This is a genomic window from Streptomyces sp. NPDC051913 (assembly GCF_044593635.1).
In the GTDB taxonomy this organism is placed as follows: Bacteria; Actinomycetota; Actinomycetes; order Streptomycetales; family Streptomycetaceae; genus Streptomyces.
In genome coordinates this window covers 318247-342689 of record NZ_JBIUCI010000008.1, presented here as the reverse complement: position 1 = coordinate 342689, position 24443 = coordinate 318247, and the positions used below count along the sequence as shown (strand labels likewise).

17 protein-coding genes, 1 pseudogene and 1 riboswitch are annotated in these 24443 nt (G+C 70.1%); of the genes and pseudogenes, 8 read left to right on the top strand and 10 right to left on the bottom strand.

Features of this window, described 5'->3' with window-relative positions; all coding sequences use genetic code 11:
- Positions 1 to 7 precede the first annotated feature (7 nt).
- From ACIHIX_RS25795 to ACIHIX_RS25770, 6 genes are all read right to left on the bottom strand, one after another.
- On the bottom strand, positions 8 to 3280 hold the full coding sequence (locus ACIHIX_RS25795; protein WP_399959984.1) for a LamG-like jellyroll fold domain-containing protein: 3273 nt from the start codon (positions 3278 to 3280) through the stop codon (positions 8 to 10).
- Between the two features lie 231 nt (positions 3281 to 3511).
- A complete protein-coding gene (locus tag ACIHIX_RS25790; protein ID WP_399959982.1) occupies positions 3512 to 4963 on the bottom strand; it encodes a glycoside hydrolase family 43 protein in 1452 nt (483 codons plus the stop codon).
- Positions 4964 to 5024: 61 nt separating this feature from the next.
- The gene (locus tag ACIHIX_RS25785) at positions 5025 to 5972 is read right to left on the bottom strand and encodes a carbohydrate ABC transporter permease (RefSeq protein ID WP_399959980.1); all 948 of its coding nucleotides are present in this window, start codon (positions 5970 to 5972) and stop codon (positions 5025 to 5027) included.
- A gap of 2 nt (positions 5973 to 5974) precedes the next feature.
- Positions 5975 to 6880: a carbohydrate ABC transporter permease gene (locus tag ACIHIX_RS25780; RefSeq protein WP_399959978.1), complete on the bottom strand. Its 906-nt coding sequence runs from the start codon at positions 6878 to 6880 to the stop codon at positions 5975 to 5977.
- 35 nt (positions 6881 to 6915) lie between these two features.
- The gene (locus ACIHIX_RS25775; protein WP_399959976.1) at positions 6916 to 8262 is read right to left on the bottom strand and encodes an extracellular solute-binding protein; all 1347 of its coding nucleotides are present in this window, start codon (positions 8260 to 8262) and stop codon (positions 6916 to 6918) included.
- Positions 8263 to 8395: 133 nt separating this feature from the next.
- Positions 8396 to 10222 carry a glycoside hydrolase family 2 protein gene (locus ACIHIX_RS25770; RefSeq protein ID WP_399959974.1) on the bottom strand — a complete coding sequence of 609 codons (1827 nt, stop codon included), beginning with the start codon at positions 10220 to 10222 and terminating at the stop codon, positions 8396 to 8398.
- A gap of 172 nt (positions 10223 to 10394) precedes the next feature.
- Here ACIHIX_RS25770 and ACIHIX_RS25765 point away from each other — a divergent pair, with 172 nt between their 5' ends.
- On the top strand, positions 10395 to 11411 hold the full coding sequence (locus ACIHIX_RS25765) for a LacI family DNA-binding transcriptional regulator (protein WP_399959972.1): 1017 nt from the start codon (positions 10395 to 10397) through the stop codon (positions 11409 to 11411).
- Positions 11412 to 11527: 116 nt separating this feature from the next.
- Here ACIHIX_RS25765 and ACIHIX_RS25760 read toward each other — a convergent pair whose 3' ends face one another.
- Together ACIHIX_RS25760 and ACIHIX_RS25755 are read right to left on the bottom strand one after the other, a co-directional pair.
- The gene (locus ACIHIX_RS25760; RefSeq protein WP_399960217.1) at positions 11528 to 12550 is read right to left on the bottom strand and encodes an SDR family oxidoreductase; all 1023 of its coding nucleotides are present in this window, start codon (positions 12548 to 12550) and stop codon (positions 11528 to 11530) included.
- 56 nt (positions 12551 to 12606) lie between these two features.
- A complete protein-coding gene (locus ACIHIX_RS25755; protein WP_399959970.1) occupies positions 12607 to 13656 on the bottom strand; it encodes an aldo/keto reductase in 1050 nt (349 codons plus the stop codon).
- Positions 13657 to 13731: 75 nt separating this feature from the next.
- Between ACIHIX_RS25755 and ACIHIX_RS25750 the strand changes: the two genes are divergently transcribed.
- Complete coding sequence (locus tag ACIHIX_RS25750; RefSeq protein ID WP_399959968.1) at positions 13732 to 14268, top strand: TetR/AcrR family transcriptional regulator; 537 nt, start codon at positions 13732 to 13734, stop codon at positions 14266 to 14268.
- Between the two features lie 102 nt (positions 14269 to 14370).
- Here the strand turns inward: ACIHIX_RS25750 and ACIHIX_RS25745 are convergent, their stop codons facing one another.
- Positions 14371 to 14586, bottom strand: coding sequence for a hypothetical protein (locus ACIHIX_RS25745; protein ID WP_399959966.1), 216 nt, complete (start codon positions 14584 to 14586; stop codon positions 14371 to 14373).
- A 481-nt stretch (positions 14587 to 15067) separates the two neighbouring features.
- Positions 15068 to 17386: a 5-methyltetrahydropteroyltriglutamate--homocysteine S-methyltransferase gene (metE, locus tag ACIHIX_RS25740; RefSeq protein WP_399959964.1), complete on the bottom strand. Its 2319-nt coding sequence runs from the start codon at positions 17384 to 17386 to the stop codon at positions 15068 to 15070.
- A gap of 156 nt (positions 17387 to 17542) precedes the next feature.
- A riboswitch (cobalamin riboswitch) is annotated at positions 17543 to 17770 on the bottom strand.
- 814 nt (positions 17771 to 18584) lie between these two features.
- Between metE and ACIHIX_RS25735 the strand changes: the two genes are divergently transcribed.
- The 6 genes and pseudogenes from ACIHIX_RS25735 to ACIHIX_RS25710 all read left to right on the top strand — a co-directional run bounded on the left by ACIHIX_RS25735 (position 18585) and on the right by ACIHIX_RS25710 (position 24241).
- A complete protein-coding gene (locus ACIHIX_RS25735; protein WP_399959962.1) occupies positions 18585 to 18854 on the top strand; it encodes a hypothetical protein in 270 nt (89 codons plus the stop codon).
- The gene (locus tag ACIHIX_RS25730) at positions 18854 to 21133 is read left to right on the top strand and encodes a heavy metal translocating P-type ATPase (RefSeq protein WP_399959960.1); all 2280 of its coding nucleotides are present in this window, start codon (positions 18854 to 18856) and stop codon (positions 21131 to 21133) included. Before ACIHIX_RS25735 ends, ACIHIX_RS25730 begins: the two co-directional genes overlap by 1 nt.
- The gene (locus ACIHIX_RS25725; RefSeq protein ID WP_399959959.1) at positions 21130 to 21672 is read left to right on the top strand and encodes a copper chaperone PCu(A)C; all 543 of its coding nucleotides are present in this window, start codon (positions 21130 to 21132) and stop codon (positions 21670 to 21672) included. The genes ACIHIX_RS25730 and ACIHIX_RS25725 overlap by 4 nt, the downstream gene beginning before the upstream one ends.
- Before the next feature lie 176 nt (positions 21673 to 21848).
- Positions 21849 to 22517: pseudogene (locus ACIHIX_RS25720) on the top strand (hypothetical protein).
- 224 nt (positions 22518 to 22741) lie between these two features.
- Positions 22742 to 23335, top strand: a complete 594-nt coding sequence (locus ACIHIX_RS25715) for a sigma-70 family RNA polymerase sigma factor (RefSeq protein WP_399959957.1) — start codon at positions 22742 to 22744, stop codon at positions 23333 to 23335.
- A 150-nt stretch (positions 23336 to 23485) separates the two neighbouring features.
- On the top strand, positions 23486 to 24241 hold the full coding sequence (locus tag ACIHIX_RS25710; RefSeq protein WP_399959955.1) for an aspartyl/asparaginyl beta-hydroxylase domain-containing protein: 756 nt from the start codon (positions 23486 to 23488) through the stop codon (positions 24239 to 24241).
- Positions 24242 to 24443: the final 202 nt, after the last annotated feature.

Genomic DNA, 24443 nt, shown 5'->3' with positions numbered 1-24443 from the left:
GGGAGGATCAGGGCTTCTCGTCGCTGTAGAGGCCGCTCACCTCCTCGGTGCTCAGCGCCTTGTCGAACGCGTGGACCTCGTCGACCGCGCCGTTCCAGAAGTCGACGTTCGAGCCGCCCCAGTGGGCGCGGCCCACGGTCAGTCCTCCGGTGCTCGGGTAGGCGGCGCCTCCGGTGGTGGTCGCGGCGAGCTTTCCGTCGACGTAGAGGCGGATCTCGTTGGTGGTGGCGTCCCGTACGCCCACCAGGTGGTACCAGCGGCCCGTCTCCACGGCCGTGGCCACCTGCGCGCGCCGTTCACCGGGCGTGCTGAAGGCGAAGCTGCCGTGGCCGTACTGGAGGTAGAAGGAGTTGGCCGTGGCCCGGGAGTCCTGGCTGACCGCGGTGGCGTAGTTGCCGGGGAGCTGGTCGAGACGGACCCAGGCGGCCACCGAGTAGCTGCCCGAGGTGTCGAGGACGGGACCCGCGGTCTCGGCGTACTGCTTCTGTCCGTCGAACTTCAGGGCGCTGCCGCTGACTCCGGGGGTCCAGGACGCGCCCTCGCGCAGGGTCAGGGGCTGGGTGCCCGACCCCTGGCCCGCGGCGGTCGTGCCCGTGTTCTCGTCCAGGTTCCACGCACCGCCGGTCAGCGGCTTCCCGGAGCCGGCCGCGGCGCCCGCCGCGATCACCTTGCGGTTCACCGCCCGCACCTGGGCCGCGTCGACCTTGATCTCCCGACGGTCGTACGTGTAGAGGCCGTTGAGCTCGTTCTCCAGGTCGGTGATCTGGGTGTAGACCGAGCCGGACAGTTCCGCGCCGGCCTGCGCGAGGTAGAACTGCTCGGTGTTCTGCACGTACTTGCGGGTCAGCTCCTCCTTGGAATTGACGCCGCTGTAGATCACGGTCGGGGCGCCCGGCCACATGTGGCCCGGGGTGCGCAGCACGAACCCGCCGTGCTCGCCGTCCATGGCCGCCCGGGTGTCGTCCGGGAAGGCGGGGTCGGTGTTGTTGTAGTCGTGGTGGTCGATGATGTCGCCCTTGCCTGCATCACCCTTGGAGTTGCAGCAGTTGACGCCGCTGTGGGCGTTGACGACACGGGACGGGTCGGCGGCCTGCACGGCCTCGGTGATCCGGCCGGTCTCCTCGCGGCTCCACTCGCCCCAGCCCTCGTTGAAGACGATCCAGCCGATGACCGAGGGCGCGTTGTGGTGCTGGCGCATGGTTTCCCGGCCCTGCTCGACGAAGGCCTTCTGGCCGCTCTCGTCGGTGATGTTCCCGGAGACGAAGTCCTGCCAGACCAGCAGGCCGAGTTTGTCGGCGTGGTAGAACCAGCGGGCCGGTTCGACCTTGATGTGCTTGCGGACGGCGTTGAAGCCGAGTTGCTTGTGCGCCTTGAGGTCGAAGGCGAGGGCTTCGTCGCTGGGCGCGGTGTACAGACCGTCGGGCCAGAAGCCCTGGTCGAGGGTGGCGAGGGAGAAGATCGGCTTGCCGTTGAGGACGAGCTTGTTGAAGCCGCCGACCTTCTTCACCCCGATCTCGCGCATACCGAAGTAGCTGGTGACCTTGTCGGTGGCGCGGCCGTCGGTGAGCTTGACGTCGAGGTCGTAGAGGTAGGGGTCGTCCGGACTCCACAGGTGCTGCTTGGCGACGGGCAGCGTCAGCTGCTTGTCGGCCGGGCCGTCGGCCCTGCCGACGACCTTGCCCTTCTTGTCCCGGGCCACCGCCTCGACGCGTGCCGAGGGGGAGGCGTTCTGGGAGTCGACCGTCACGGCGAGCGTGGAGGTGTCGATGTCGGGGGTGGTGACGATGTCGTCGATGGACGTGGCGGCCACGGGCTCCATCCACACCGTCTGCCAGATGCCCGACGTCTGCGTGTAGAAGATGCCACCGGGGTTGCTGGACTGCTTGCCCATGGGCTGGTTGGCGCCACCGGTGTCGGTGACCGCGACGACGATCTCCTGAGGGCCGCCGCCCTGGAGCGCGTCGGTGATGTCGGCGGTGAACGCGTTGTAGCCGCCGGTGTGTTCGGCGACCTTCGTGCCGTTGACGTACACGGTCGCCCGGTAGTCCACGGCACCGAAGTTGAGCTTGAGCCGGTTGGCCTGCCCGCTCTTGCCGACCTTCCAACTGCTGGGTACGTCGACCAGCTTGCGGTAGAACATGTGGTCCTCGTGCCGCTCCAGCCCCGACAACTGCGACTCGACGGCGAACGGCACGATGATCTTCTCGTCGAGGTTCTTGCCGAAGACCGGGGCCTCGCCCGCCTCGGCGGCGCTGAACTGCCAGGGCCCGTTGAGGTTCTTCCAGGCCGAGCGCTTCTGCTGGGGGCGCGGGTACTCCGGCAGCGGATGCTTCGTGTCGAGCTTGTCGCCCCACTCGGTGGTGAGCCGGTGGGTGGAGGCGTTCTCGGCGTAGCGGATCAGCTTCGGCACGCTCTCGCCGCCGACGGTGAGACCGCCCTGACCGTCGTAGGAGACCCTGACCGACTGGTTCAGCTGGATCGCCTCGGAGAGCGTGACGAGCAGGGAGTCGGGATCGCCGGGGTGGACGGCGACGGACTTGACGGGCATCGCGGTGGTGTCGGCCTGGATCTCCAGATGGTCCTTGACCGTCTGGAGGCCGCCTGTCCTGCCGTCGAAGCGCAGTCGGACCCGCTTGCCGTCCGTGGCGACGGTCGGTTCGACCGGGTACACCTCGAAGTCGCCGGGCGGAGTGAACGCCGACATCGGCACGAGCTGCTTGGGCAGCGTCGGTGTCGACCAGCGCAGATACATGTTGGCTCCGCCGGTGTCCTGGAACAGCTCCAGGCGGAAGTCGTGCTCCTCACCGGCGGTCAGCTGGACGGGTGCGCTGGTCTGCTCCTGGTCCCAGTCGCCCACCCAGTGGTCGATGACGGGCTTGCCATCGATGTACAGCCGGAATCCGTTGTCGCCGATGGCGTAGAAGGTGTAGTCGCCGGTCGAGGGTGCCGTTATCTGTCCCGTCCACCGAGCGGTGGTGTGCTCGGTCCGGCCGGTCAACTCCTGGAAGGTGCTGGTCAGTCCGGAGAAGTTGATCTGTGGGTCGAGAAGGGTGCCGCCGAGCTTGGCGAAGTCGCGGGCTCCGGGCGCCGACATGCTGAAGTACTCGCCCTTGAGCCCGTGCGTCTGGACGGCGGCCTCGGCGACCGTGGACGTCGACGTCACGTTCGGCTGCTCCGCGGCGGTGGCGACGGGCAGCAGCCCCAGGGAGGGCAGCGCCAGGGCGGCCGCGACGAGCAGGGCCCACAAGCCCGGTCTTGGGTGGGTGCGGTGTTGTGTCATCGAACCTTTCCTCGCGCAAGAGGCCATGCCGCGGCGGGAGGGGGAGTCCGCACCGGCATAAGCCTTTTCAACGTTGGAAATCCTGTGACAGCGGTATGACAGCACGGCCTCCTGAGGCTGTCCAGACCTCACGCAGCACTTGGTTGACCGACCGTCACGGAACGACCGGGTGGGTGGCCCGGCCCGGTGCCGGACGGCGGCCGGAGGGTTGCCGGCCGCCGTCAGGCCAGGTCAGTCGGTGTACACCTCGGCCCGGTCCACACTCACGAAGGAGCCCGTGGACTGGGTGCTGTGCTCGCCGGTCACGCGGACACGCAGGGAGTGGCGACCGGGGGCCAGTTTCGGACTGACGTAGTGGACGGTCTCACCGGTGCGGATCGCGCCGTACAAGTCGACCCGGGTCTCCGTCCCGCCGTCGACGCTGATCGCGGCGATGCCGTTGCCGGTGTCGCGTACCGACAGCAGCGCGATCCTGGTGCCCGTGAAGGTGAAGGTCGCGGTGTTTCCGGCCTTGTCGCTCCAGTGGTCGTCGCCCCAGAAGCACTGCGCCGCACATCCGGTGCCGGAGTTCCACGACCCGGAGTAGGCGAGGGTGCCGTCGCCGCTGGAGCGGCCGTCGTCGTTGATCCAGTGGTTGCCCGAACCGGGGTCGCCGGAGGGCAGGTTCTGGGTGGCGCCCATCGCGAGCGGCGTCCCGAGGTTCGGGCTGCCGTCGGCGTTCCAACTGATCCTCTGGGCGCGGCTGGTGCGGTCGGTGTACGTGTACTGGGAGGTCGTCTTGGCGTGGTAGACCATCCAGTCCTGGGTGCCGTCAGGGGACTTGAAGAAGGCGTGGTGGCCGGGGCCGTACACGCCGACCGCGTCGTTGCGCGCGAACACCGCGCCGCTGCGCTGCCGCCAGTTGGCGGGCACCAGCGGATCGGCGCCGTCGGCGAGGGACAGCATCCACAGCTGGTAGTCGGGCTTGCCGGTGTCGCACGCCGAATAGGTCATCCAGGTACGGCCGTTGCGGTGGAGGAACTCCGGCCCCTCGCGCACCTCCGCGCAGCCGCCCGCCGCGTCGATCGCGACCGCGTTGCCAGAGACGGTGTACGGGTTCGACAGGGGCGCGATGTTGAGCCCGTTGTGCTGGTAGGCGTTGATGCCGCTGTAGCCGAGGTACAGCTTGCCGTTGTGGGTGAAGACGCTGGGGTCGATCGCGAAGTCATCGGTGTGGTTGGGCGGGATCAGCGCCGACTTGAAGTGGTAGGGGCCGGTGGGGGAGTCGGCGTCGGACTCCAGGACGTGGACGCGGTGGTGGTCGTCCACGCCGTCGTCGGCCGTGTAGTAGAGGTACCAGCGGTTGTCGAAGCGGTAGAACTCCGCGGCCCAGATGTTCTTGTTGCGGGAGTTGTCGGTGTCGGTCCAGACGGTCACGGGGTCGGAGGCGAGCAGGGTGGCCAGGGACGGCGAGCGCCACATGCGGATGCTGCCGCCCTGCGTGGTGGTCATGTAGTAGGAGCCGTTGAAGTACGTCAAATACGGGTCCGGCCCGGTGTTGAGCGGATTGCGGAAGGTGGTGCTGGTGGCGGCCGCGGCCTGGGGCGCCGCGGTCGACGTGGGCGTGGAGACGAGGGAGAACATCACGGCGAGCAGCAGGGCGAGCAGTGCCGTGGTGCGGGCCGTGCGGGGGGATGTGCTCATGGGCGACTCCATGGGATGAGTGGTGCCTGAGTGTGAGGTGCCTTTCAGCCGGTGGACGGGTTCACTGACCGCCGAGTCCCGTCGTGGCGACGGACTTGACGATGTGCCGCTGGAAGAACAGGAAGACGACCACCAGCGGCAGCGCGGCCAGCACGGCCGAGGCCATCGACTGTGCGTACTGGACGCCGTAGGCGTCCTTCACCGACGTGATGCCGACGGGCAGGGTCATCAGGTCGGGGTCCGAGGTGGAGACGAAGGGCCACAGGAAGTTGTTCCAGGCCCCGATGAACACGAAGATCGCGACGGCCGACAGCATCGGGCGGGACAGCGGCAGCAGCACGGACCAGAAGATGCGGATGTGTCCGGCGCCGTCGATGCGGGCGGCCTCCTCCAACTCCGTTGGCAGGGAGTCGAAGTGCCGCTTCAGGATGAACACCATCACCGGCGCGACGGTCTGCGGCAGGATCACGGCCGCGTAGGTGTCGACCAGGTTCAGCGTCAGCATCTGCTGGAACCAGGGCACGATCAGCATCTGCGGTGGTACCAGGACGGCCGCCACGGTGAGGGTGAACAGGGCTTTGCGGCCCGCGAACCGGGTGCGGGAGAAGGCGTATCCGGCCATCGCGGACACGGCCACGGTGATCACGGTGACGACGGCCGCGATCAGGAAGCTGTTGAACATCCACAGCGGAAGGTCGCCGCGCTCCCACACACTGCGGAACCCGTCGAGGGTGAAGCCGTGCTGCGGCCAAAGCCAGTGGACGGGATCGCTGGCGTCCTGCTCCGACTTGAACGCGGTCAGCAGTCCCCAGCCGGCCGGCAGCAGCCACAGCAGGGCCAGCAGGGTCAGTACCGCGAAGGTGAGGGTGCGGGCGGTGCGGCCATCGCCCAGGGAGAGGTGGGTGCGGCGGGCCCCGGCACGGTGTCTGCGGGCCGCGACTTCCCGGATGACCGGTGAGCGGGGTGCGGTCTTCGGGCTGCGGGCGGGCAGCTCGGTGGTGGAGGACATGGTCACTTCTCCCGGCGGCGGAGGGCGGCGTACTGGGCCGCGGAGGCGAGGATGACGAGGGCGAAGAAGACGTAGCTGATCGCCGAGGCGTAGCCGAGCCGGTAGCCGGTGAAGCCGACGTCGTACATGTACTCGATGACCGGGCGGGTTGAGTTGTCAGGACCGCCCTTGGTGAGCAGGTAGATCTGGTCGAAGACCTTCAGCGAGGCGAGGACCTGGAGCACGGTCACGACGACGGTGATCCGGCTGAGCTGGGGCAGCGTGATGGAGAACAGGCGTCGCCAGGCGCCGGCGCCGTCGAGTGCCGCCGCCTCGTAGAGGTGGTCGGGCACGGACTGAAGGGCGGCGAGGTAGAGAAGGAAGTTGAAGCCGACGGTCCACCACAGGGTGGTGAGCACGATCGCCCACATCGCGACCGACCTGTCGCTCAGCCAGGCCACGGAGTCGAGACCGGCGGCGTCGAGGAGCTGGTTGTACAGGCCGAGGTCGCCCTGGAAGAGCCAGGCCCAGATCAGAGTGACCACGCCGACGGGCAGCAGGTAGGGCGCGAAGAACGCCAGCCGCCACACCCACTGGCCGGGCAGTCCGGTGTGGACCAGCAGCGCCATGCCGAGGGCGATGACGACGAGCGGGACGGTCGACAGGACGGTGAACCACACGGTGTGGCCGAGGGCGCGCCACATCTCGGCGTCCCGGAGGGCCTCGGAGAAGTTGTCGAGGCCGATGAAGCTGGGCGTGTGGGCCGACAGCGAGGTGTCGGTGAAGCTCATCCACAGTCCCTGGACCAGGGGCCAGACCATGAAGAGGGCGAACAGGACGAGGAAGGGCAGGGCGAACAGCGGGCCGGGGGAGAGGATCCGGCGCGCCGGGGTTGTCCCGGTGCGGGACGGGGCGAGGGGAGAGGACATCGTTGTGCCTCCTGCGCGGGTGGTTCGCGGCCGGATCAGGCCGGGCTGGGCTTGGAGAGGAAGGTGTTGAGGCGCCGTACCATCGCGCGGGCCGCGCGGTCCGGGTCGATGTCGCCCAGGAGCGCCTGCTGGAGGACCTGGGACATCGCGTTCTGGAAGTCCGAGCCGGCTCCGGCGAACCACGCCGCCGGATCGAGGACGACGTGGTCCGCGGCCTGCGCGTAGTGGGACTGCGGGGTGAGCGCGGCGTAGGCGGTGGTCTCGGTGACCGGGGTGTAGGCGGGGATGTGGCCGGCGGTGGCCCAGATCTGCCCGGCCTTGAGCAGCGCGGCCACCGTGCGGTGCGTACGGTGCCGGTGCTCGTCGTCGGGATGGTCGCGACGGGGCAGGACGAAGGAGTGCGAGTCGGCGTAGACGGCCGGGGTGCCGAACACGGTGGGGAAGGGTGCCGCGCCGACGTTCTTGTCGGTCGACCGGAAGGTGCCCAGTTCCCATTCGCCGGACAGGATCATCGCCGTCTGGTTGTTGACGAAGGAGGCGATGGCGGAGGCGTAGTCGAGGCTGCGGGGGTTGACGGTGCCGTCGACGATCCTGGTCATGAAGGAGATGACCTCGGCCATGCGGTCCACGTCCACCTCGGCGGGGCCGCCCTCGGGCAGGTCGAACCGGCCGCCGGTCTGGTGGTAGAGGCCGTAGAAGAGCCGCCAGCACTGGGCGGTGTCGGTGACGTAGCCGAACGCGATGCCCTGCTTCCCGGACGCCTTGGCGAGTTCCCTGCCCGCGGCCAGGAACTGGTCGGGGGAGGAGAAGGCGTCGGTGTCGAGGGTGCCGTCGGCGGTGAGCAGGCCCGCCTTCTTCGCCGGTTCTGGGTGGTAGAAGACGATGAAGGGGTGGGTGTCCAGGGGGATGGCGTAGGTCTTGCCGTCGAACTGGGTGCGCGACCACACGGCGTCGGCGAAGTCGTCGGGGGCGATGCCGTACTCCGCCAGCACGTTCAGGTCCCAGGGGTCGAGCAGTCCGGTGGGCGCGTATCCGGCGAGACGGGACATGTGTGAGACGGCGACGTCGGGTCCCCGGCCGCCTGCGGAGGCCATGGCGAGCTTGGTGTAGTAGGGCGTGCCCCACTCCAGGACGGTGCGTTCGACATGGGTGCCGGGCATGTCGGGCCGGGCCTTGGCCACCATGTCGTTGAGCAGGCCGCCGTCGGCTCCGCTGAACAGGTCCCACAGCCGTACGGTGGTGCCGTCGTCGGCGGCGAGGGCCGATCCGCAGCCGGTGAGCGCTCCGGCGCCGAGGGCGGCCGCGCCGGCGGCGAGTGCTGTCGTCAGGACGCGGCGTCTGGTCGGTCCGTGGCGACCGACCTGGGCGGGTGTGCCGGTCATGGAAGTCCTTTCCGGGGGGTGGCGGCGCGGGTGGGGAGTCCGCGCGCCGCCACCCCCACACATTCGTACTTACATCGATGTAAATTTTGGGTGGAAGGCGGTCTGTCCGCTCACGAGGAGCGGTGCTCCGGGGTTACGGCGTCTTCTCGTAAGCCGCGCCGCGCCGCTGGGCCTCGCGCAGAGCCGCCGTGTCGGCCTTCTCGGAGCGGTCGAAACGGTAGACGCCGTTGCGCTCCTGGAAGACGTCGGTGAGCTGGGTGTAGCAGTAACCGAACATGCCGGGGTCGTCGAGCAGCACACCGGTCAGGCCGCGGAACCGCTCCACGAACCCCGCCTCGGTGCGCGGCCGTTCGCCGTACCCCCAGGAGCTCGCCGCGTCGTCACCGGCCGCGGCGGCTGCCTCCGGGTCCCACCAGATCCCGCCGAACTCGCTGCAGAAGTAGGGCTGTCCGCGGTAGGGCACCGACCAGATGCGGCCCTCGGGGCCGGTGTTCACGTACGGCCGGTCCTCGGCGAGACCGGCCATGGTCTTGGCGAACGCCGCCGGGTCCTGCTCGTAGCAGTGCGAGTCGTAGACGTCCGTCTCCGGCACCCGGTGCGCGTAACCGGAGGCGTCGATGACCGGCCGGGTCGGGTCGGCCTGCTTGGTGGCGAGGAACATGCCGCGGGTGACGTCGTCCAGCACGGTGATGCGGTCGTGCAGGTTCTGGTACGTCTCGTTCAGCGGGCACCAGCCGACAATGGAGGGGTGGGAGTGGTCCCGCTCCAGGGCCTCCAGCCACTGCGTGACGAACGACGCGTCGGGCCGCTGGTTGTCGTCGCGGGCGCCGGTCTCGCAGCCCCAGTCCCCGAACTCGCCCCACACCAGGTAGCCGAGCCGGTCGGCGTGGTAGAGGAAGCGCTCCTCGAAGACCTTCTGGTGCAGCCGGGCCCCGTTGAACCCGGCCGCGATCCCCAGCTCGATGTCCCGCACCAGCGCGGCGTCGCTGGGCGCGGTCATCAGCCCGTCGGGGTAGTAGCCCTGGTCCAGCACCAGCCGCTGGAACACCCGTCGGCCATTGAGGAGCAGTTCCTTGCCGCGGACCGACACCGAGCGCAGGCCCGCGTAGGACCGCACGGCGTCGACGACCGCCCCGTCCGGGCCGAGGACTTCCAGGGCGAGGTCGTACAGGTGCGGGTCGTCCGGCGACCAGGTGCGCTGCCGCTCCTCGGGTACGGCGAGGGTGAGCCGCGGGCACAGATCGAGATCGGCGCGCCCCTCGGCGGTGACGACGACGCCGTCGGCATCGGTGAGGGTGGCACGTACCCGGTGTCCGGCGACGTTCGCGGACAGCGGCAGCTCCACCAGGAAGGAACCGGTGGCCAGTTCGGGGGTGATGCGGGGGCGGCGCAGGGCGACGGTGCGGGGGACCGGTTCGAGCCACACCGTCTGCCAGATGCCGGTGGTGCGGGTGTAGTGGCAGTGGGAGTTTGCGTACCAGGTGGCCTGCTTTCCACGGGCCTGCACGGTGTGGCGGCTGTCCCGGGCGCGGACGACGACAGTGAGCTCCTCGCCGGCCGCGACCACATCGCCGAGATCGGCGGTGAAGGAGGTGAAGCCCCCGCGATGGCGGGCGACTTCCTGACCATTGGCCCACACGGTGGTGTCGTGGTCGACGGCCCCGAAGTGCAGCAGGACGCGGGCCTCGGTCCACTCGGCGGGCACGGTCACGGTGCGCCGGTACCAGACCGCCTCCAGGAAGTCCGTCTCGCCGACGCCGGACAGCTCCGACTCCGGGCAGAACGGGACGAGGATGCGGTCGGCCAGGTCGCGGTCGGTGAGGCCGCGTTCCAGACCGGTGTCGGACCGGTCGATCTCGAACTGCCACTCGCCGTTGAGATTCAGCCAGGCGTCCCGGGTGAACTGGGGCCTGGGGTACTCGGGGCGGGGTGGCTCGTCCGGGAGGTACGGGTCGGGCATGGTGCTCCTCGAGGCGAGAGTGCAGGTCGGTGCGTGATGCGGGTGGTGCGGGCACATGGCACCATGCCGATTACATCGATGTAAATAGCGCGGTGCAGATTCCGTGGGATCCGGTGACCGAAAGCGCTCTCTTCCATCGGTATGATCACCGGAGTTCGGAAGGAAGGGCAGCGTGGCGGCCAGACCGAGGATCAAGGACGTGGCGGAGTACGCCGGCGTCTCACCCAAGACCGTCTCCAACGTGATCAACAACTTCGAACACGTCTCGGAACGGACCCGCACCGCCGTCCAGGAGGCGATCGACGCCCTGGGCTACCGCGTGAACATCGCCGGCCGCCAACTGCGCCAGGGCCGCACCGGCATGATCACGCTCGCCGTGCCCGAACTCGACGTCGCGTACTTCTCCGAACTGGCCCGTCATGTCATGGAGGCGGCCGGACGCCACGGCCGCACCGTACTGATCGACCACACCGGCGGAGACCGCGAGCGCGAACTGGCCGCACTCCACGGCTTCGACACCCAGTTCTGCGACGGAGTGATCCTCAGCCCCCTGTCGCTGCTGCCCCACGACCTCGCCACCCGCGACCGCCGACTGCCCCTGGTACTGCTCGGCGAACGCGCCGCCGAAGGGCACACCGACCACGTCGGCATCGACAACGTGCGCGCCGCGCGTGAGGCCACCGAACACCTGCTGGCCCGGGGGCGACGCCGCATCGCGGTGATCGGCGGCACCTTGCGCGGCAGACAGGGCACCGACCGACTGCGCACCGACGGCTACCGCGCGGCCCTGGCCGCGGCGGGCCAACCCTTCGACGCCGGCCTGGTGGTGCCGGTGGAGGCCTACCACTGGCGGGACGGCGCCGAGGCGGCCGCCCGTCTGGCCCGGGACGCGTCCCCACCGGACGCCCTGCTGTGCCTGAACGACAACCTGGCGCTCGGCGCCCTGCGTGCCCTGCACGAGGTCGGCGTGCGGGTGCCTGCCGACATCGACGTGATCGGTTTCGACGACATCCAGGCCTCGCGGTTCAGCGTGCCCAGTCTGAGCACCGTCGCCCCCGACAAACAGGAGATCGCCCGTCTGGCGGTCACCCTGCTTCTGGACCGCGTGGACACCCCGGACTCCGCGGCCCCGTACCGGGACGAGGTCGTCGGCCATCGGATCGTCGTGCGGGAGAGCAGCGGGGGCTGAGGGCGGCACCCGCGACGCCGATGTCTTTCACCGACCAAGCGACGGGCGACTGCGGAACCTGCCAACTGCCTTGCCCTGCCGGCGTCCGGCTGCCGCGTCGGTCGGCCACTGGCCGGTCATGTCCCGACGCCGTGGGCGAGGAGGCTCTCGGCGGTCTCCGCGATGGTGTCCTCGATGGGACGGGCCCGCCAGCCGAGAAGGCGCTCCGCCTTGGCGCTCGTGGCGTCGAGATCACGGCCGAGCTGGTGTCTGAGCAGCCGCAGTTCCGGGTTCACGGTCCCCAGCGCTCGCGCGAGCCACACGGGCAGTTCACGGTCAGGGGCCTTGGCGGCACGTTCTCCCACGCGGGCACGGAGAACGCGCGCGATCTCGACAACCCGCAAGCTGCGCCCGGCGGTTGCGAGGAAGCGCTCACCTGCGGCCGCCGGATCGGTCATCGCGCGCAGGTGCAGATCCGCGACGTCGCGCACGTCGACGAAGCCCATCCCGAAGGGCGGGCAGGCGGGCACCCGTCCCTCGATCATTCTGCGCACCAGGCGCAGGGAGGGCGGGTCGTCGGGGCCGAGCAGTGGTCCGAGGACCCCCACGGGATGCACCGCTGCCAGTTCCAGACCTCCGCCTTCGTCCGCGACGAACTGCCAGGCGGCGCGCTCGGCGAGCGTCTTGGAGCGCTGGTAGGGCGGGATGTCGCTGTCGACGTCGGTCCAGTCCTCCTCGGTGAACGGGGTCGAGCGCGGTGGGTGCCCGATCCCGACGGCGCCGAAGGCGCTCGTCAGGACGACCCGACGCACGCCGGCGTCGCGGGCGGCGCGCAGCACCCGCAGGACGCCTTCTCGCGCCGGGACCACCAGCTCGTCGTCGGTCGCCGGGGTGCGACGCAGGGTCGGCGAGGCCACATGGAGGACGAAGTCGCAGCCGGCGACGGCGTCGTCCCAGCCCTCGGCGTGTTCGAGGTCGGCGCGTACGACCGTCAGACGGTCGTCGTCGAACGGAGCGGCTGCCTGGAGCCACGAGCGCAGTGCCGGTGCGCGGCGCAGGTCTCGGACGGTGGTGCGGACGGTGTGCCCGGCTTCGAGCAGGGTCAGGACGCACCAGCTCCCGATGAATCCCGTCCCTCCGGTGACCAGTACCTGTGCCATCTGTGTGCCCTCGTCTCGGGATTCGTCCGTCATGGGGTGCTTCTCGGTAGGGCGGTTCATACGAGAGCCATGCCGGGAACGCGCCTGCGGATGGCCTCCATCTCGGCCTCGTCGGATACGCCCTGCCAGTCATGGCGGGGTGTGTACGGGGCCTCCAGGGCGCGCACGTCGTCGTCGGTCAGCGTGATGTCGAGAGAGGCCACGGCCTCGTCGATCTGCCGGATCGAGCCGGCGCCGACCAGGGGTGCGGTGACGACCGGCTGGCCGCGCAGCCAGGCGAGCGCCACCTGGGCGCGACTGACGCCGTGCGCGTCCGCGACCTGTCCGACCGCGTCGATGATGGCGTGGTTGGACGCCTCCTGCTCGGGCGAATAGAGGGTGTCCGCGTACGCTCCGTCCGTCTCGGAGCGCGCCGTCGAGCGGGCGTCGTCCCACGCGCGGGCGAGACGGCCGCGGGCCAGCGGCGACCAGATGATCGTGCCGACGCCCTCGTCCAGGCACAGCGGGATCATCTCCCGCTCCTCCTCGCGGGCGAGCAGGTTGTAGTGGTCCTGCATCGACGCGAACCGTGCCCAGCCGTGCTGCCTCTGCAGATGCAACGCCTTGGTGAACTCCCAGGCGTGCATGGACGAGGCGCCGAGGTAGCGGACCTTGCCGGCCTTCACGAGGTCGCTGAGTGCCTCCAGCGTCTCCTCCCACGGGGTGGCGTGGTCGTTGCGGTGGATCTGGTAGAGGTCGATGTAGTCCGTGCCGAGGCGGCGCAGCGAGTGGTCCACCTCGGTCATGATCGCCTTGCGCGACAGGCCGCGGCCGTTCGGGCCCAGCCGCATCGGGTGGCGCAGCTTCGTGGCGATCACCACGGCATCGCGGTCGGCGAAGTCCTTGAGCGCGCGGCCGAGGATCTCCTCGCTGGAGCCGCCTGAGTACATGTTCGCCGTGTCGAAGAAGTTGATCCCCGCCTCCAGCGCGTGCCTGATGAGCGGGCGCGCGTCCTCCTCGCCCCTGGACCACACGGGGTGCCCGCGGTCGGGTTCGCCGTAGGTCATCGCGCCGATCGCGATCGGGGACACGTCGAGGCCGGTCATGCCGAGCTTGATGTAATGCATGACGCTCCTTAAAGTATGTGGAGAGTTCTCCGGATAACGTAGTGGAGAACTCTCCACTTAGCAACGTGAGGTCCCGTGGTCCGTTCGGACGCCCGTGAGAACAGGGCACGCATCCTCGCCGCCGCGCGCGAAGCGCTCGCCGCGGACGGCAGTACGTCGATGAACCAGATCGCCCAGCGCGCCGGAGTCGGCGCGGGCACCCTGTACCGCAACTTCCCCACACGCGAGGCGCTCGTCCTCGCCGTCAACCAGGACGAGGTCGCACGGATCACCGGCGCGGTGCCCGACCTGCTGGCCCAGATGCCGCCACTGGAAGCCCTCCGGCACTGGACGATGGAGCTCGTCGAGGCCATGCGGCGCAAGCACGGCCTCGGCGACGCGCTCACCCCGGGCGTCCATCAGGCGATCAGCGAGCAGAGCTACGGGCCGGTCATCGCCGCGATCACCGCACTCCTCGACGCCGGCAAGAAGGACGGAAGCATCCGCGTGGACGCGGCACCCGGGGACTTCCTCCAACTGACCGGCGCGCTGTGGCGTGCCGCGTCCAGCCCCGTGGACCGGGCCCCTCACATGCTCGCGCTCATCCTCGACGGACTCCGCACGCGCCAGTAGCCAAGGGCCTCAGGGCAGAACGGGTGGCGCTGCCGTGCCGGTCGGCGATGCCGCGGAAGCACCGCGGAAGCGCCGACCGGCGGTACGACAGATCATCGTTGGTCAGCTTTCCCACGTGTTCGGTCCGCCGCCCCTCCAGTCGACCAGCGCGGAGCGGACCAGGTCCATCTCGTCCCACTCCTGAAGGCCGGCCTCCTGCACGAAGGCCACCACGTCGAGCAGACCGTAGGCGATCCCGACGAAGTGCTCACCGATGCGGACGCGACGGCCGCCGTCCGCTGCGGGTGGGTAGACGACGACGGGCTGGTCGGTAACCATGATCCCAGCCTGGTGCTGGGGCGCGTGGTGCGCATGCGGAGGCAGCCCAGCTCGTAGGCCGATCGTGCCCGGGGGTGCAGCGGTGGGGGACGCCGTGCTCCGGATTGTCGGGGGCGGCACCGATCAGTACGGTGCCGAGATGAGCGACGCCCGTCGGGCAGATCGCGGAAACCGTCGTCCTGACCGGCGCGTCTTGGTCAGGGAGTGGACCTCGGTGGCGGTGCCTGCCACGTCATCCCGGGCGGCTGAAGCAGGGGCGAGGGCTCGGGGCCGGGGTCATCGATGTCGAGGACTCCGGCGGCCGTGTGGTCGAAGTCGGCGGGCCAGCGGGTGTGCCCACTGGCCAGGGCGTCGGTCGGACGTGCTTCGGCGAGGTACCGGGATCCGGCCGCGTGACCCTCTCTTCTTCGGCGGTCCGCACCCCGCCCAGGGGTCCTCATCGGCGACGCGATGAGGACCCAGGGGCCTTGAGGCACAGGTGTCAGAATCCGGGCAGCTCGCTGCGGACCGTGCGGGCCGCCGTGACGAGGTTCTCCAGGGAGGCGCGGGTCTCGGGCCAACCGCGGGTCTTCAGGCCGCAGTCGGGGTTGACCCACAGGCGCTCGGCGGGGATCGCCTCAAGTCCCCTCCGCAGCAAGGCGGCCGTCTCCGCCGTGCTCGGGACGCGTGGGGAGTGGATGTCGTAGACCCCCGGCCCGGCCTCCCGGGGGTAGCCGTGAGCGGCGAGTTCGCGGGCGACCTGCATGTGGGAGCGGGCGGCCTCCAGGCTGATGACGTCGGCGTCGAGATCGTCGATGGCCTGGACGATGTCGCCGAATTCGGCGTAGCACATGTGGGTGTGGATCTGTGTGTCCGGGCGTACGCCGGCGGTGGTCAGCCGGAACGACTCCGTCGCCCACGCGAGGTAGGCGGCGTGGTCGGCGGCCCGTAGCGGCAGGGTCTCTCGCAGTGCGGGCTCGTCGACCTGGATGACCGAGGTTCCCGCGGCCTCAAGGTCGCCCACCTCGTCGCGCAGGGCGAGGGCGACCTGGCGGGCGGTGTCGCCGAGGGGCTGGTCGTCGCGGACGAAGGACCAGGCGAGCATGGTGACAGGCCCCGTGAGCATGCCCTTGACCGGCCGTGAGGTGAGGGACTGGGCGTACGTCGTCCAGCGCACGGTCATCGGTTCGTGGCGGGAGATGTCACCGGCCAGGATCGGTGGGCGGGCGTACCGGGTGCCGTAGGACTGGACCCAGCCGTGCTGGGTGGCGAGGTACCCCGTCAGCTGCTCGGCGAAGTACTGGACCATGTCGTTGCGTTCGGGTTCGCCGTGCACGAGGACGTCGAGGCCGGCCTTCTCCTGGAAGGCGATCACCTCCTGGACCTCCGCCTCGATCCGCTCCTCGTAGGTGGTGACGTCGATCCTTCGGGCCCTCAGGTCCGCACGGGCGACGCGCAGTTCGGCTGTCTGCGGGAACGACCCGATGGTCGTCGTGGGCAGCAACGGCAGTCCCAGGTGGGCGCGTTGGGCGGCGGCGCGTTCGGTGTACGGCTGGGTGCGGCGGGTGTCGGCGTCGGTGACGGCTTCGGCTCGGGTGCGGACGGCGGGGTCGCTGGTGAGGGGAGAGTGAGCTCGGGACGCGAGGTCGGCGCGGTTGGCGGCCAGCACGGCCGTGATGCTGTCGGTGCCCTGGGTGAGGCCCTTGGCCAAGACGGCGATCTCGGGCGTCTTCTGCCGGGCGAAGGCCAGCCAGCGCAGGATCTGCGGCTCGATGTCGCGCTCGACCTGCGTGTCGAGAGGCACGTGGAGGAGGGAGCACGAGGCGGAGACGTCGACCTGGTCGGCGAGGCCAAGGAGGGTGCCCAGCGTGGACAGGGACTTCGACAGGTCGTTGATCCAGACGTTGCGGCCGTTGACGACGCCCGCGACCAGGCGCTTGCCGGGCAGCCCGCCCACGGCTGCCAGGGCGTCTAGGTTGGCGGCGGCCGCCTCGGTGAAGTCCAGGGCGAGGCCCTCGACCGGGGCCTTGGCCAGCACCGGCAGAGCGTCGCCGAGCCGGTCGAAGTAGGAGGCGACCAGCAGCTTCGGCCGGTCGGCGAGCGCGCCCAGGTTCCGGTAGGTGCGGTCAGCGGCGTTCAGTTCGGCGGGGGTACGGTCCTGCACGAGGGCAGGCTCGTCGAGCTGCACCCACTCGGCGCCGGCCGCGCGCAGGTCGGCGAGGACCTCGGCATACACCGGCAGCAGCCGGTCCAGCAGGGTGAGCGGCTCGAAGTCGGCGGGCACGCCGGGTGCTGGCTTGGCCAGGAGGAGGTAGGTGACGGGGCCGACCAGGACGGGGCGGGCGGCCAGGCCGAGGGCCACAGCCTCCTTCAGTTCCGTGACCTGCTTGGCGGAGTTCGCGGTGAAGGCCGTGTCCGGACCCAACTCCGGTACCAAATAGTGGTAGTTGGTGTCGAACCACTTGGTCATCTCCAGCGGTGCCACGTGCTGGGTGCCGCGTGCCATGGCGAAGTAGCCGTCCAGGGAGTCCTTGTCGAAGGCGTCGCGGTGGCGGGTCGGGACCGCCCCGACCATGACGGTGGTGTCCAGGACGTGGTCGTAGAACGAGAAATCGCCGGTGGGCACCTCGTCGATGCCGGCCTCGGCGAGCTGGCGCCAGTTGGCGGCGCGCAGATCGGCGGCGGTGGCACGGAGGGCGTCGGCGGTGACGTGCCCCGTCCAGTAGCCCTCGATCGCCTTCTTCAGTTCCCGGCCCTGGCCCTGGCGGGGGTAGCCGTACACGGTGGCCCGTGCTGCCGCGGAAGCGGACTTGGTGGTCACGGAGATCTCCTTCGCGAGATGAATCCCTGAGATCCCGGCAACGGGACGAGAGCGCGAAGGGGTCACGCACCGGACGCCTGCGACCGGTCACGGCCGTCCGTTCGGTGTGCACGCCGACCCGCCCACGAGGTCACCGAGATGTCCGCGCGCGAATGGGTTCGCACACGGGCAGTTGGCAGGTCTTCGGACTCGCGAGCACGTCCTCACACACGAATGTGAGGACACCTACTGGCCGTCGCTTCCCAGGCCCGGTACTTCGGGTCCAGTGCGTATGACGGCGGTCGTTCCCGCTCACCGCTGCGGGGCAGTCCCGGATTCCCACCGGGTTCCCTCTTGCGACACCCCGTCTGGCGGACGGGGTGAACCAGCTGCACGGCCAGCGTACGGGGTGTCCGTGGGCAAGCGCCGGAGTCGTCCAGGATCCGGAGGGTGACGCAGCACACTTGAGATCGTGCAGGCGGACCGAGACCGTACGAGGAGACACCTCTCCTCGCTGTGGAAGTCGGCCCGCACCGCGCCCGCGTGGTCTCCGCGTCGCACGGACCGCGCCAACGTGCACGCGCTGTGCGGGCGACGGCCGCCTCACGGGCCCGCACGTGGCGTATGGCAGGTGATCGTGCGTCACCTCATGGGGGACACCGGCGGTCTGGATCCGCTCCAGGACCAGATCGGCCGGGATCTGCGGCTGCCGCGCGTTTTGGCGGCCGCCGTGGTCGGTGCCGGTTCGAGCGCCATCGGGGTCGGGCTGCACGCGCTCCTCCCCATCGCCCAGCGCAGCGGGCAGCTTACCGAGCCGGCTCGACGGCATCAGGGGCAGCCTCGCGGGAGCCGTCCGGTCCGACCTGTGCCTGCCGACAATCGCGCTCGCCCTCGCGTCATCCGGCTGTTCAGCCAGGGACGGCCCGCGACGCGCCGGTGATCGGCGACGACGCGGCGGCCGGGCTCGGAGTGGACGGCCACCTGCTGCGACGCAGGTTGCCCGTGGTGACGTCACTGATGACCGCGACCGTCGTCGTGGTTGCGCAGGCCGTCCGGCTGCTCATCTGTTCGCGCCCTTCTGACCGAGGTGTCGCCTCGGGGTGACGTAGGTCACGGCGGCCCCTCGGAACTCGACCTCCCCGCGACTCGACTACTGGAGGGTACGGCTACAACTCCCGTCATTCACAAGACGGTTCAATGCGACCACGAAAGGTCGGGCATGGCCGACGATCCGCAATCCCGCGCCGCCGACGCGACCGCTCGCAGATGGGTGCCACCTCCCGCGCTCGTTGGCTTCCTGCTCCTGCTCGTCCTGGTGTTCACGGTGTCCTACGCCGTCGGATCCGCGGTCGGCCCCGTGGCGCCCGGCATGCACGGCACTGGGGAGAACGGCGGCAGCGGCGAGAGCGGCGCAGGCGCGGACGAGACGTCGGGGACGGACGGAGACATGGGGGAGATGCCCGGGATGAGTCACGGGGGCGATGAGTGATGGTGACCGAACCGGCGTCGGGTCCGGTCGTCACAGACATCACCGTGGGCGGTATGACCTGCGCGGCCTGTGTCCGCCGGGTGGAGAAGAAGCTCGGCAAGCTTGAGGGCGTCACGGCCACGGTCAACCTGGCCACAGGGCTCGCGCGGGTCCGCCATCCCGCCGAGATGGTCCCGGCGGATCTCGTCACCGCGGTCGAGCAGGCCGGCTACCTGGCCGCACTGCCCGTGAGCGAGGATGACGGTGACAGCCAGGAGACGGACGAGGCCGGGAGCGACGAGGCTCGTCGTGAGCGCGAACGGCTCCTGGTCACCGTGCTGCTGGCGGTGCCGGTTCTGGTGCTGTCGATGGTGCCGACGCTTCAGTTCCGCGACTGGCAGTGGCTCTGCTTCGCCCTGGCCGCCCCGGTGGCGGTGTGGAGTGCCTGGCCGTTCCACATCAGGGCGCTGCGGGGGCTGAGGCACTCCACGGCCACCATGGACACCCTGGTCTCGCTCGGAGTCCTGGCGTCGTTCGCCTGGTCGGTGTACGCGTTGTTCCTGGGCGGGGCGGGCGAACCCGGGATGCGGATGTCGTTCAGCCTGGTGCCCTCCGCCTCCGAGGACATGGCGCACGTGTACCTCGAAGCCGCTGTCAGTGTCCCGCTGTTCGTGCTGACCGGGCGGTACCTGGAGGGCCGGGCCCGGCGCGGAACCGGGGCGGCGCTGCGGTCGCTGGTAGAACTGGCGGCCAAGCAGGTGTCCGTACGGGACGAGCACGGCGAGCGTTCGATCCCGATCGAGCAGTTGCGGGTGGGACAGGTCTTCGTGGTGCGCCCGGGTGAGCGGGTCGCCACCGACGGGCGGGTGACGGAAGGCAGTTCCGCCGTGGACCTGTCCCTGGTCACCGGCGAGAGCGAACCCGTGGAGGTGTCACCCGGCTCGGCCCTGGTCGGCGGGGCCGTCAACGCGGGCGGGCTGCTTCTGGTCGAGGCCAGGGCGGTCGGGGCGGACACCCAGCTGGCGCGGATCACCCGCCTCGTCACGGAGGCGCAGGCCGGCAAGGCTCGCGCGCAGCGGCTCGCCGACGCGATCGCCGGGGTGTTCGTGCCGGCTGTCCTGGTTCTCGCGGTGACTGTCCTGGGGTTCTGGCTGGGCGCCGGAGCCGATCCGCAGGCGGCGCTCACCGCCTGCGTGGCCGTGCTGGTCGTGGCCTGCCCGTGCGCGCTGGGCCTGGCGACCCCGACGGCTCTGATGGCGGCGACCGGGCGCGGGGCTCAGCTGGGTGTGCTGGTGAGCGGGCCGCAGACACTGGAGGCTCTGCAGCACGTGGACACCGTCGTCCTGGACAAGACGGGCACGCTGACCACGGGACACATGACGGTGGCCCAGGTCACCGCGGTGCCGGGCCAACTTGGGGAGGACGAGGCGGTGCGGCTCGCTGGGGCCGTGGAGCAGGGGTCCGAGCATCCGATCGGGCGGGCGGTCACCTCTTGCGCGCGCCGTACGGGGACGGGTGAACCGCTGCCGGACGTGACTGACTTCCTCGCGGTTCCGGGCCACGGGGTCAGCGGCAGCGTGGAGGGCCGCACCGTCGAAGTGGGGGTGCCGGACGGCAAGCTGCCGCGCGCATTGGCCAAGGCGCTGGCTGCGGCGGAGGAGGCGGCGCACACACCGGTTCTGGTACGAATCGACGGTCGGCCCCAGGCGCTGATCGCCGTCGGTGATCTGGTCCGCCCCGGCAGCTACGGGGCCGTGGAACGGCTGCGCCGGCTCGGCATCCGCCCCGTACTCGCCACCGGCGACCGCAAGGCACCCGCCGAGGCCGTCGCCGGTGCGCTGGGCATCGACGAGGTGCACGCCCGCTGCACCCCCGAGGACAAAGCCGCGCTCGTGGGGGAGTTGAAGCAGGAAGGAGCTCGGGTCGCGGTCGTCGGCGACGGCGTGAACGACGCCGCCGCGCTGGCCGCCGCCGACCTCGGTATCGCCATGGGCAGTGGCACCGACGTAGCCATCGGCGCGGCCGACCTGACCCTGGTGCGCGGGGACATCGAGGCGCTCGTCGACGCGGTTCTGCTCGCGCGGCGCACGCTGGGCACGATCCGGGCCAACCTGGCGTGGGCGTTCGGCTACAACGTCGTCACGGTGCCGCTCGCCATGGTGGGCCTGCTCGACCCCATGGTCGCCGCCGCGGCGATGTCGGTGAGCTCGGTGCTCGTGGTGGCCAACAGCCTGCGGCTGCGCGGCTGGCAGCCGTCACCCACCCATGGGACACGGGGCTGGAAGGCTGGTGCTCGATGACGGGGATACCGGGCCCGCTCGCCCGGTCGCGGAGCCTCGACCGGCGCCGAGTGCGGGACGGTGCACTCGCCGCTCTCGTGCCGGTCGCCGCGTGCAGCGTGGCCCTGGCCGGTCTGACCACCTGGGCGGGCACGGGCCGGGCCGGGAGCCCGGCGCGGATCAGTGTGGTCGCGGGAAAGGTCCTGCTGCCGTCCGCCGGAGTACCGGAGACCGCCGCGTTCTTCCTGATATCAAACGACGGCGGATCGGCGGACACCCTCGTCCGGGTCACCGCACGCACCGTGCCCGGCGAAGTGACGCTCGCCCAGCACCGAATGCGGCAGGGCAACGCCGCCTACCGGGCCGAGATCGACTCCGTCCAGGTCCCCGCGGGGCAGCGGCTGGCGATGTCACCGAAGGGGGTCGACCTGACGGTGCCGGTGCCGTCCGACGGGTGGCGCTCGGGTGATCTCGTGTCGTTCACCCTCGAGTTCCGGCGCGGCGGCCCGGTGAAGGCGCTGGCCGTCGTGGTGCCGCCGGCCTCGGCGTGGGTGCAGTAGCTGTCAGCCGATCTTCTGTCGTCCTCGTGTGTCGTTGCGAAGTCGCTTCTGGCGGCGCCTGAGGTCCCATGCGTCTGATGTGAGCCGTGTTACCTGCCTGGGCTTGAGTCAGTCTCTGGGGGTCCACACGTACCCTCTGACGACGACAGAACGCCAGGTGCGAGGGTGGGCGGGCCATGACTGTCCGAGGGGGATGCCGCGCGACGCGGGCCGGTGTGTTCGCCGCCGTCTGCGTGCTGCTCGCCGCCCTCGGTCACGCCACCTTGTCGGGGGCACCCGTCCCCTGGTGGGCCATGGCCGCCGGTGCGGCCGCGACCGGTGCGGCCGGCTGGCTGCTGGCCGGGCGTGAGCGCGGCCGCACACTGATCGTCGCTGGCGTGACCGCCGTCCAGGCTGTGCTCCACGAGACCTTCTCCCTGGCGCAGGCACTCTCCTCGACGACCGCGTCCGTCCCCCGCACCGGCTCGATGCACATGGGCTCCATGGGCGGGATGGACATGGGATCCGCCGCCCATATCGGGCATGGCGCGGTCGGCATGGATCACATGCACGGCATGGCCGGTACGAGCGGTCCAGGCGTAGTCGGCATGTTCGCCGCGCACCTGCTGGCCGCCGTCCTGTGCGGACTGTGGCTGGCCCACGGCTAGCGCGCAGTCTTCCGTGTCCTGCGAGCGGCGGCGGCCTGGCTCGCGGAGCCCCTGCGGCTGCTGGGGGCGTTGCCCACGCGGTCGAGTCCTCCGGCCGCGCCCGGGTGGCGTGGCGCCGTCTGCCCGGCACCGGTGCGGCTGCTGCTGTGCTCTTCCCTCACCTTCCGTGGTCCGCCCACCGGTGCCGCTGTCATCTGAGACAGCCGGATCCACCGGAGCCCCTCCGCCTCCCGACCTGCGGCGCACTCGCGCGCAGGTCCCGGGCCGGCCCCTCGCCTCGGCGCGTACACGTTTCCGCGAGCGGCCCGTTCGTCCCGGGCTCCGGACCCTGCCGTACCTCTCGCGCAGGGCCGCACCCATGTGCCGGTGAGCCGCACGCCCTTGCGGGCCCGGCCCCGGAAGACCCGAGAAGGACGCACGTGATGATCTCTGTCCTCCCTGTTCCACGCGCGGACCGCGCCTGCGCCGATGCCTCGGCGACCGCCTGGGCGCTGGCTGCCCGCGCCGGTGACCCCGAGGCGGCCGAGCACTTCGTCCGCGCCCTGCACGGCGACGTCCTGCGGTACGTCACCCACCTCAGCGGCGATCCGCAGAACGCGCACGACCTGACCCAGGACACCTTCGCGCGGGCGTTCGGCAGCCTGCACCGCTACGAGGGCCGGGCTTCGGCCCGCACCTGGCTGCTGTCGATCGCCCGGCGGGCGGTCGTCGACAACCTGCGCCGGGCCGCGGCGCGCCCCCGGATCGCCGACGCCGTCGACTGGCGGATGGCAGTCGAGCGCAGCCGGCCGTGCGGTCTGCCGGGGTTCGAGGAGGGCGTGGCCCTGCTCGACCTGCTGGAGACGCTGCCCGAGGATCGCAAGGAGGCGTTCCTGCTGACTCAGGTGGTCGGACTGTCGTACGAGGAGGCGGCCGGCTTCGTCGGGTGCCCCGTCGGCACGGTGCGCTCCCGGGTGTCCCGCGCCCGCGCGAGCCTGGACCGGCTGCTCCTGGACTCCGACGCTCCGAGCATCTGAGCGGGAGGTGCGTAGAAGATTCAACTTCCTTGCTTCTCTGGGCAATTGGCGGAACATCGCGGGAACTCCCCGCCCTCCTCGCCCGACTACTACTGCGACACCGACTCGGCAGCCGGCCGGGCGGTAGCGGTCAGGAGGGGCGGGGCCTGCGTGACACCCGAGATGGAGGACGCGTTCGCGGCGATCAGGGGTGAGTACGGTGCGCACTCCCTCGTGCGCGTGGAACGGATGCTGGAGCCCGGGGGAGGGGCGTCACGCCACCCGCTCCAAAAGGGGGCCAAGTGGATCCTGCCGGGGCTGTCTGCGACGCCCTGGCACGACCCCCTGGGACATCCGGAACTGACCCCGGTCGTCGAGGCGTTCGAAGCGGCACATCCGGCGATCAAGGAGGAGCTGGCAGCGGCCTGGGCGGGGCGCCGGAAGGAGTTCTCCGACTACGAGCACTATCTGCGCCGGCAGGAGGACTGGCAAGCCCTCCATCTGTACCGGCGAGGGGGGATGGTCGAGGAATCGGCGGGCATCGCCTCGACGGCGTACAAGGTGCTCAAAGAATGCGCCGTCGACACGGGCAAGATATGTCCGCTCCTGGAATGTCATTTCTCCACCCTGTTGCCGGGTGCGACCATCGCGCCGCATTGCGACCTGTGGAACTTCAGCATCAACCTTCATCTCGCAGTGGACATTCCGGATGGTTGCAGTATCACGGTGGCGGGTGAAACCCGTTTCTGGGATGAGGGTAAATGCCTGCTCTTCGACTACTCCTTCGAGCATGAGGCGCGCAACGCCGGCGAGCGCCCGCGTACTTGCCTGCTCGTAGACCTCTGGCATCCGGAGACAACACTTCCGGAACGCCGGGCGCTCACCGTTCTCATCACGGAGATCAGACGGCTCATGGGGGGCGGCTGACCATCTGAAATTCGCCCCGAGAATCTATCCGACAGTACGACACTGCCGGATCGGAGTGCTGCCCTGAAATACATTTCTCGACTTTGGTAAATATTTTTCCCGGGTCTTTCTCGCACTCTCTCCCGGGTGTTAGGTTGATCGAAATCGACCGGCGGATTGTATTTCCGGCGGTGAATTGTTTTTCATGTTCTTTCGATGAGTG

Coding starts and splice junctions, on each gene's coding strand:
- ACIHIX_RS25795 (WP_399959984.1), bottom strand. CDS start 3,280: ATGACACAACACCGCACCCACCCAAGACCGGGCTTGTGGGCCCTGCTC.
- ACIHIX_RS25790 (WP_399959982.1), bottom strand. CDS start 4,963: ATGAGCACATCCCCCCGCACGGCCCGCACCACGGCACTGCTCGCCCTG.
- ACIHIX_RS25785 (WP_399959980.1), bottom strand. CDS start 5,972: ATGTCCTCCACCACCGAGCTGCCCGCCCGCAGCCCGAAGACCGCACCC.
- ACIHIX_RS25780 (WP_399959978.1), bottom strand. CDS start 6,880: ATGTCCTCTCCCCTCGCCCCGTCCCGCACCGGGACAACCCCGGCGCGC.
- ACIHIX_RS25775 (WP_399959976.1), bottom strand. CDS start 8,262: ATGACCGGCACACCCGCCCAGGTCGGTCGCCACGGACCGACCAGACGC.
- ACIHIX_RS25770 (WP_399959974.1), bottom strand. CDS start 10,222: ATGCCCGACCCGTACCTCCCGGACGAGCCACCCCGCCCCGAGTACCCC.
- ACIHIX_RS25760 (WP_399960217.1), bottom strand. CDS start 12,550: ATGGCACAGGTACTGGTCACCGGAGGGACGGGATTCATCGGGAGCTGG.
- ACIHIX_RS25755 (WP_399959970.1), bottom strand. CDS start 13,656: ATGCATTACATCAAGCTCGGCATGACCGGCCTCGACGTGTCCCCGATC.
- ACIHIX_RS25745 (WP_399959966.1), bottom strand. CDS start 14,586: ATGGTTACCGACCAGCCCGTCGTCGTCTACCCACCCGCAGCGGACGGC.
- ACIHIX_RS25735 (WP_399959962.1), top strand. CDS start 18,585: ATGGCCGACGATCCGCAATCCCGCGCCGCCGACGCGACCGCTCGCAGA.
- ACIHIX_RS25730 (WP_399959960.1), top strand. CDS start 18,854: ATGGTGACCGAACCGGCGTCGGGTCCGGTCGTCACAGACATCACCGTG.
- ACIHIX_RS25725 (WP_399959959.1), top strand. CDS start 21,130: ATGACGGGGATACCGGGCCCGCTCGCCCGGTCGCGGAGCCTCGACCGG.
- ACIHIX_RS25715 (WP_399959957.1), top strand. CDS start 22,742: ATGATCTCTGTCCTCCCTGTTCCACGCGCGGACCGCGCCTGCGCCGAT.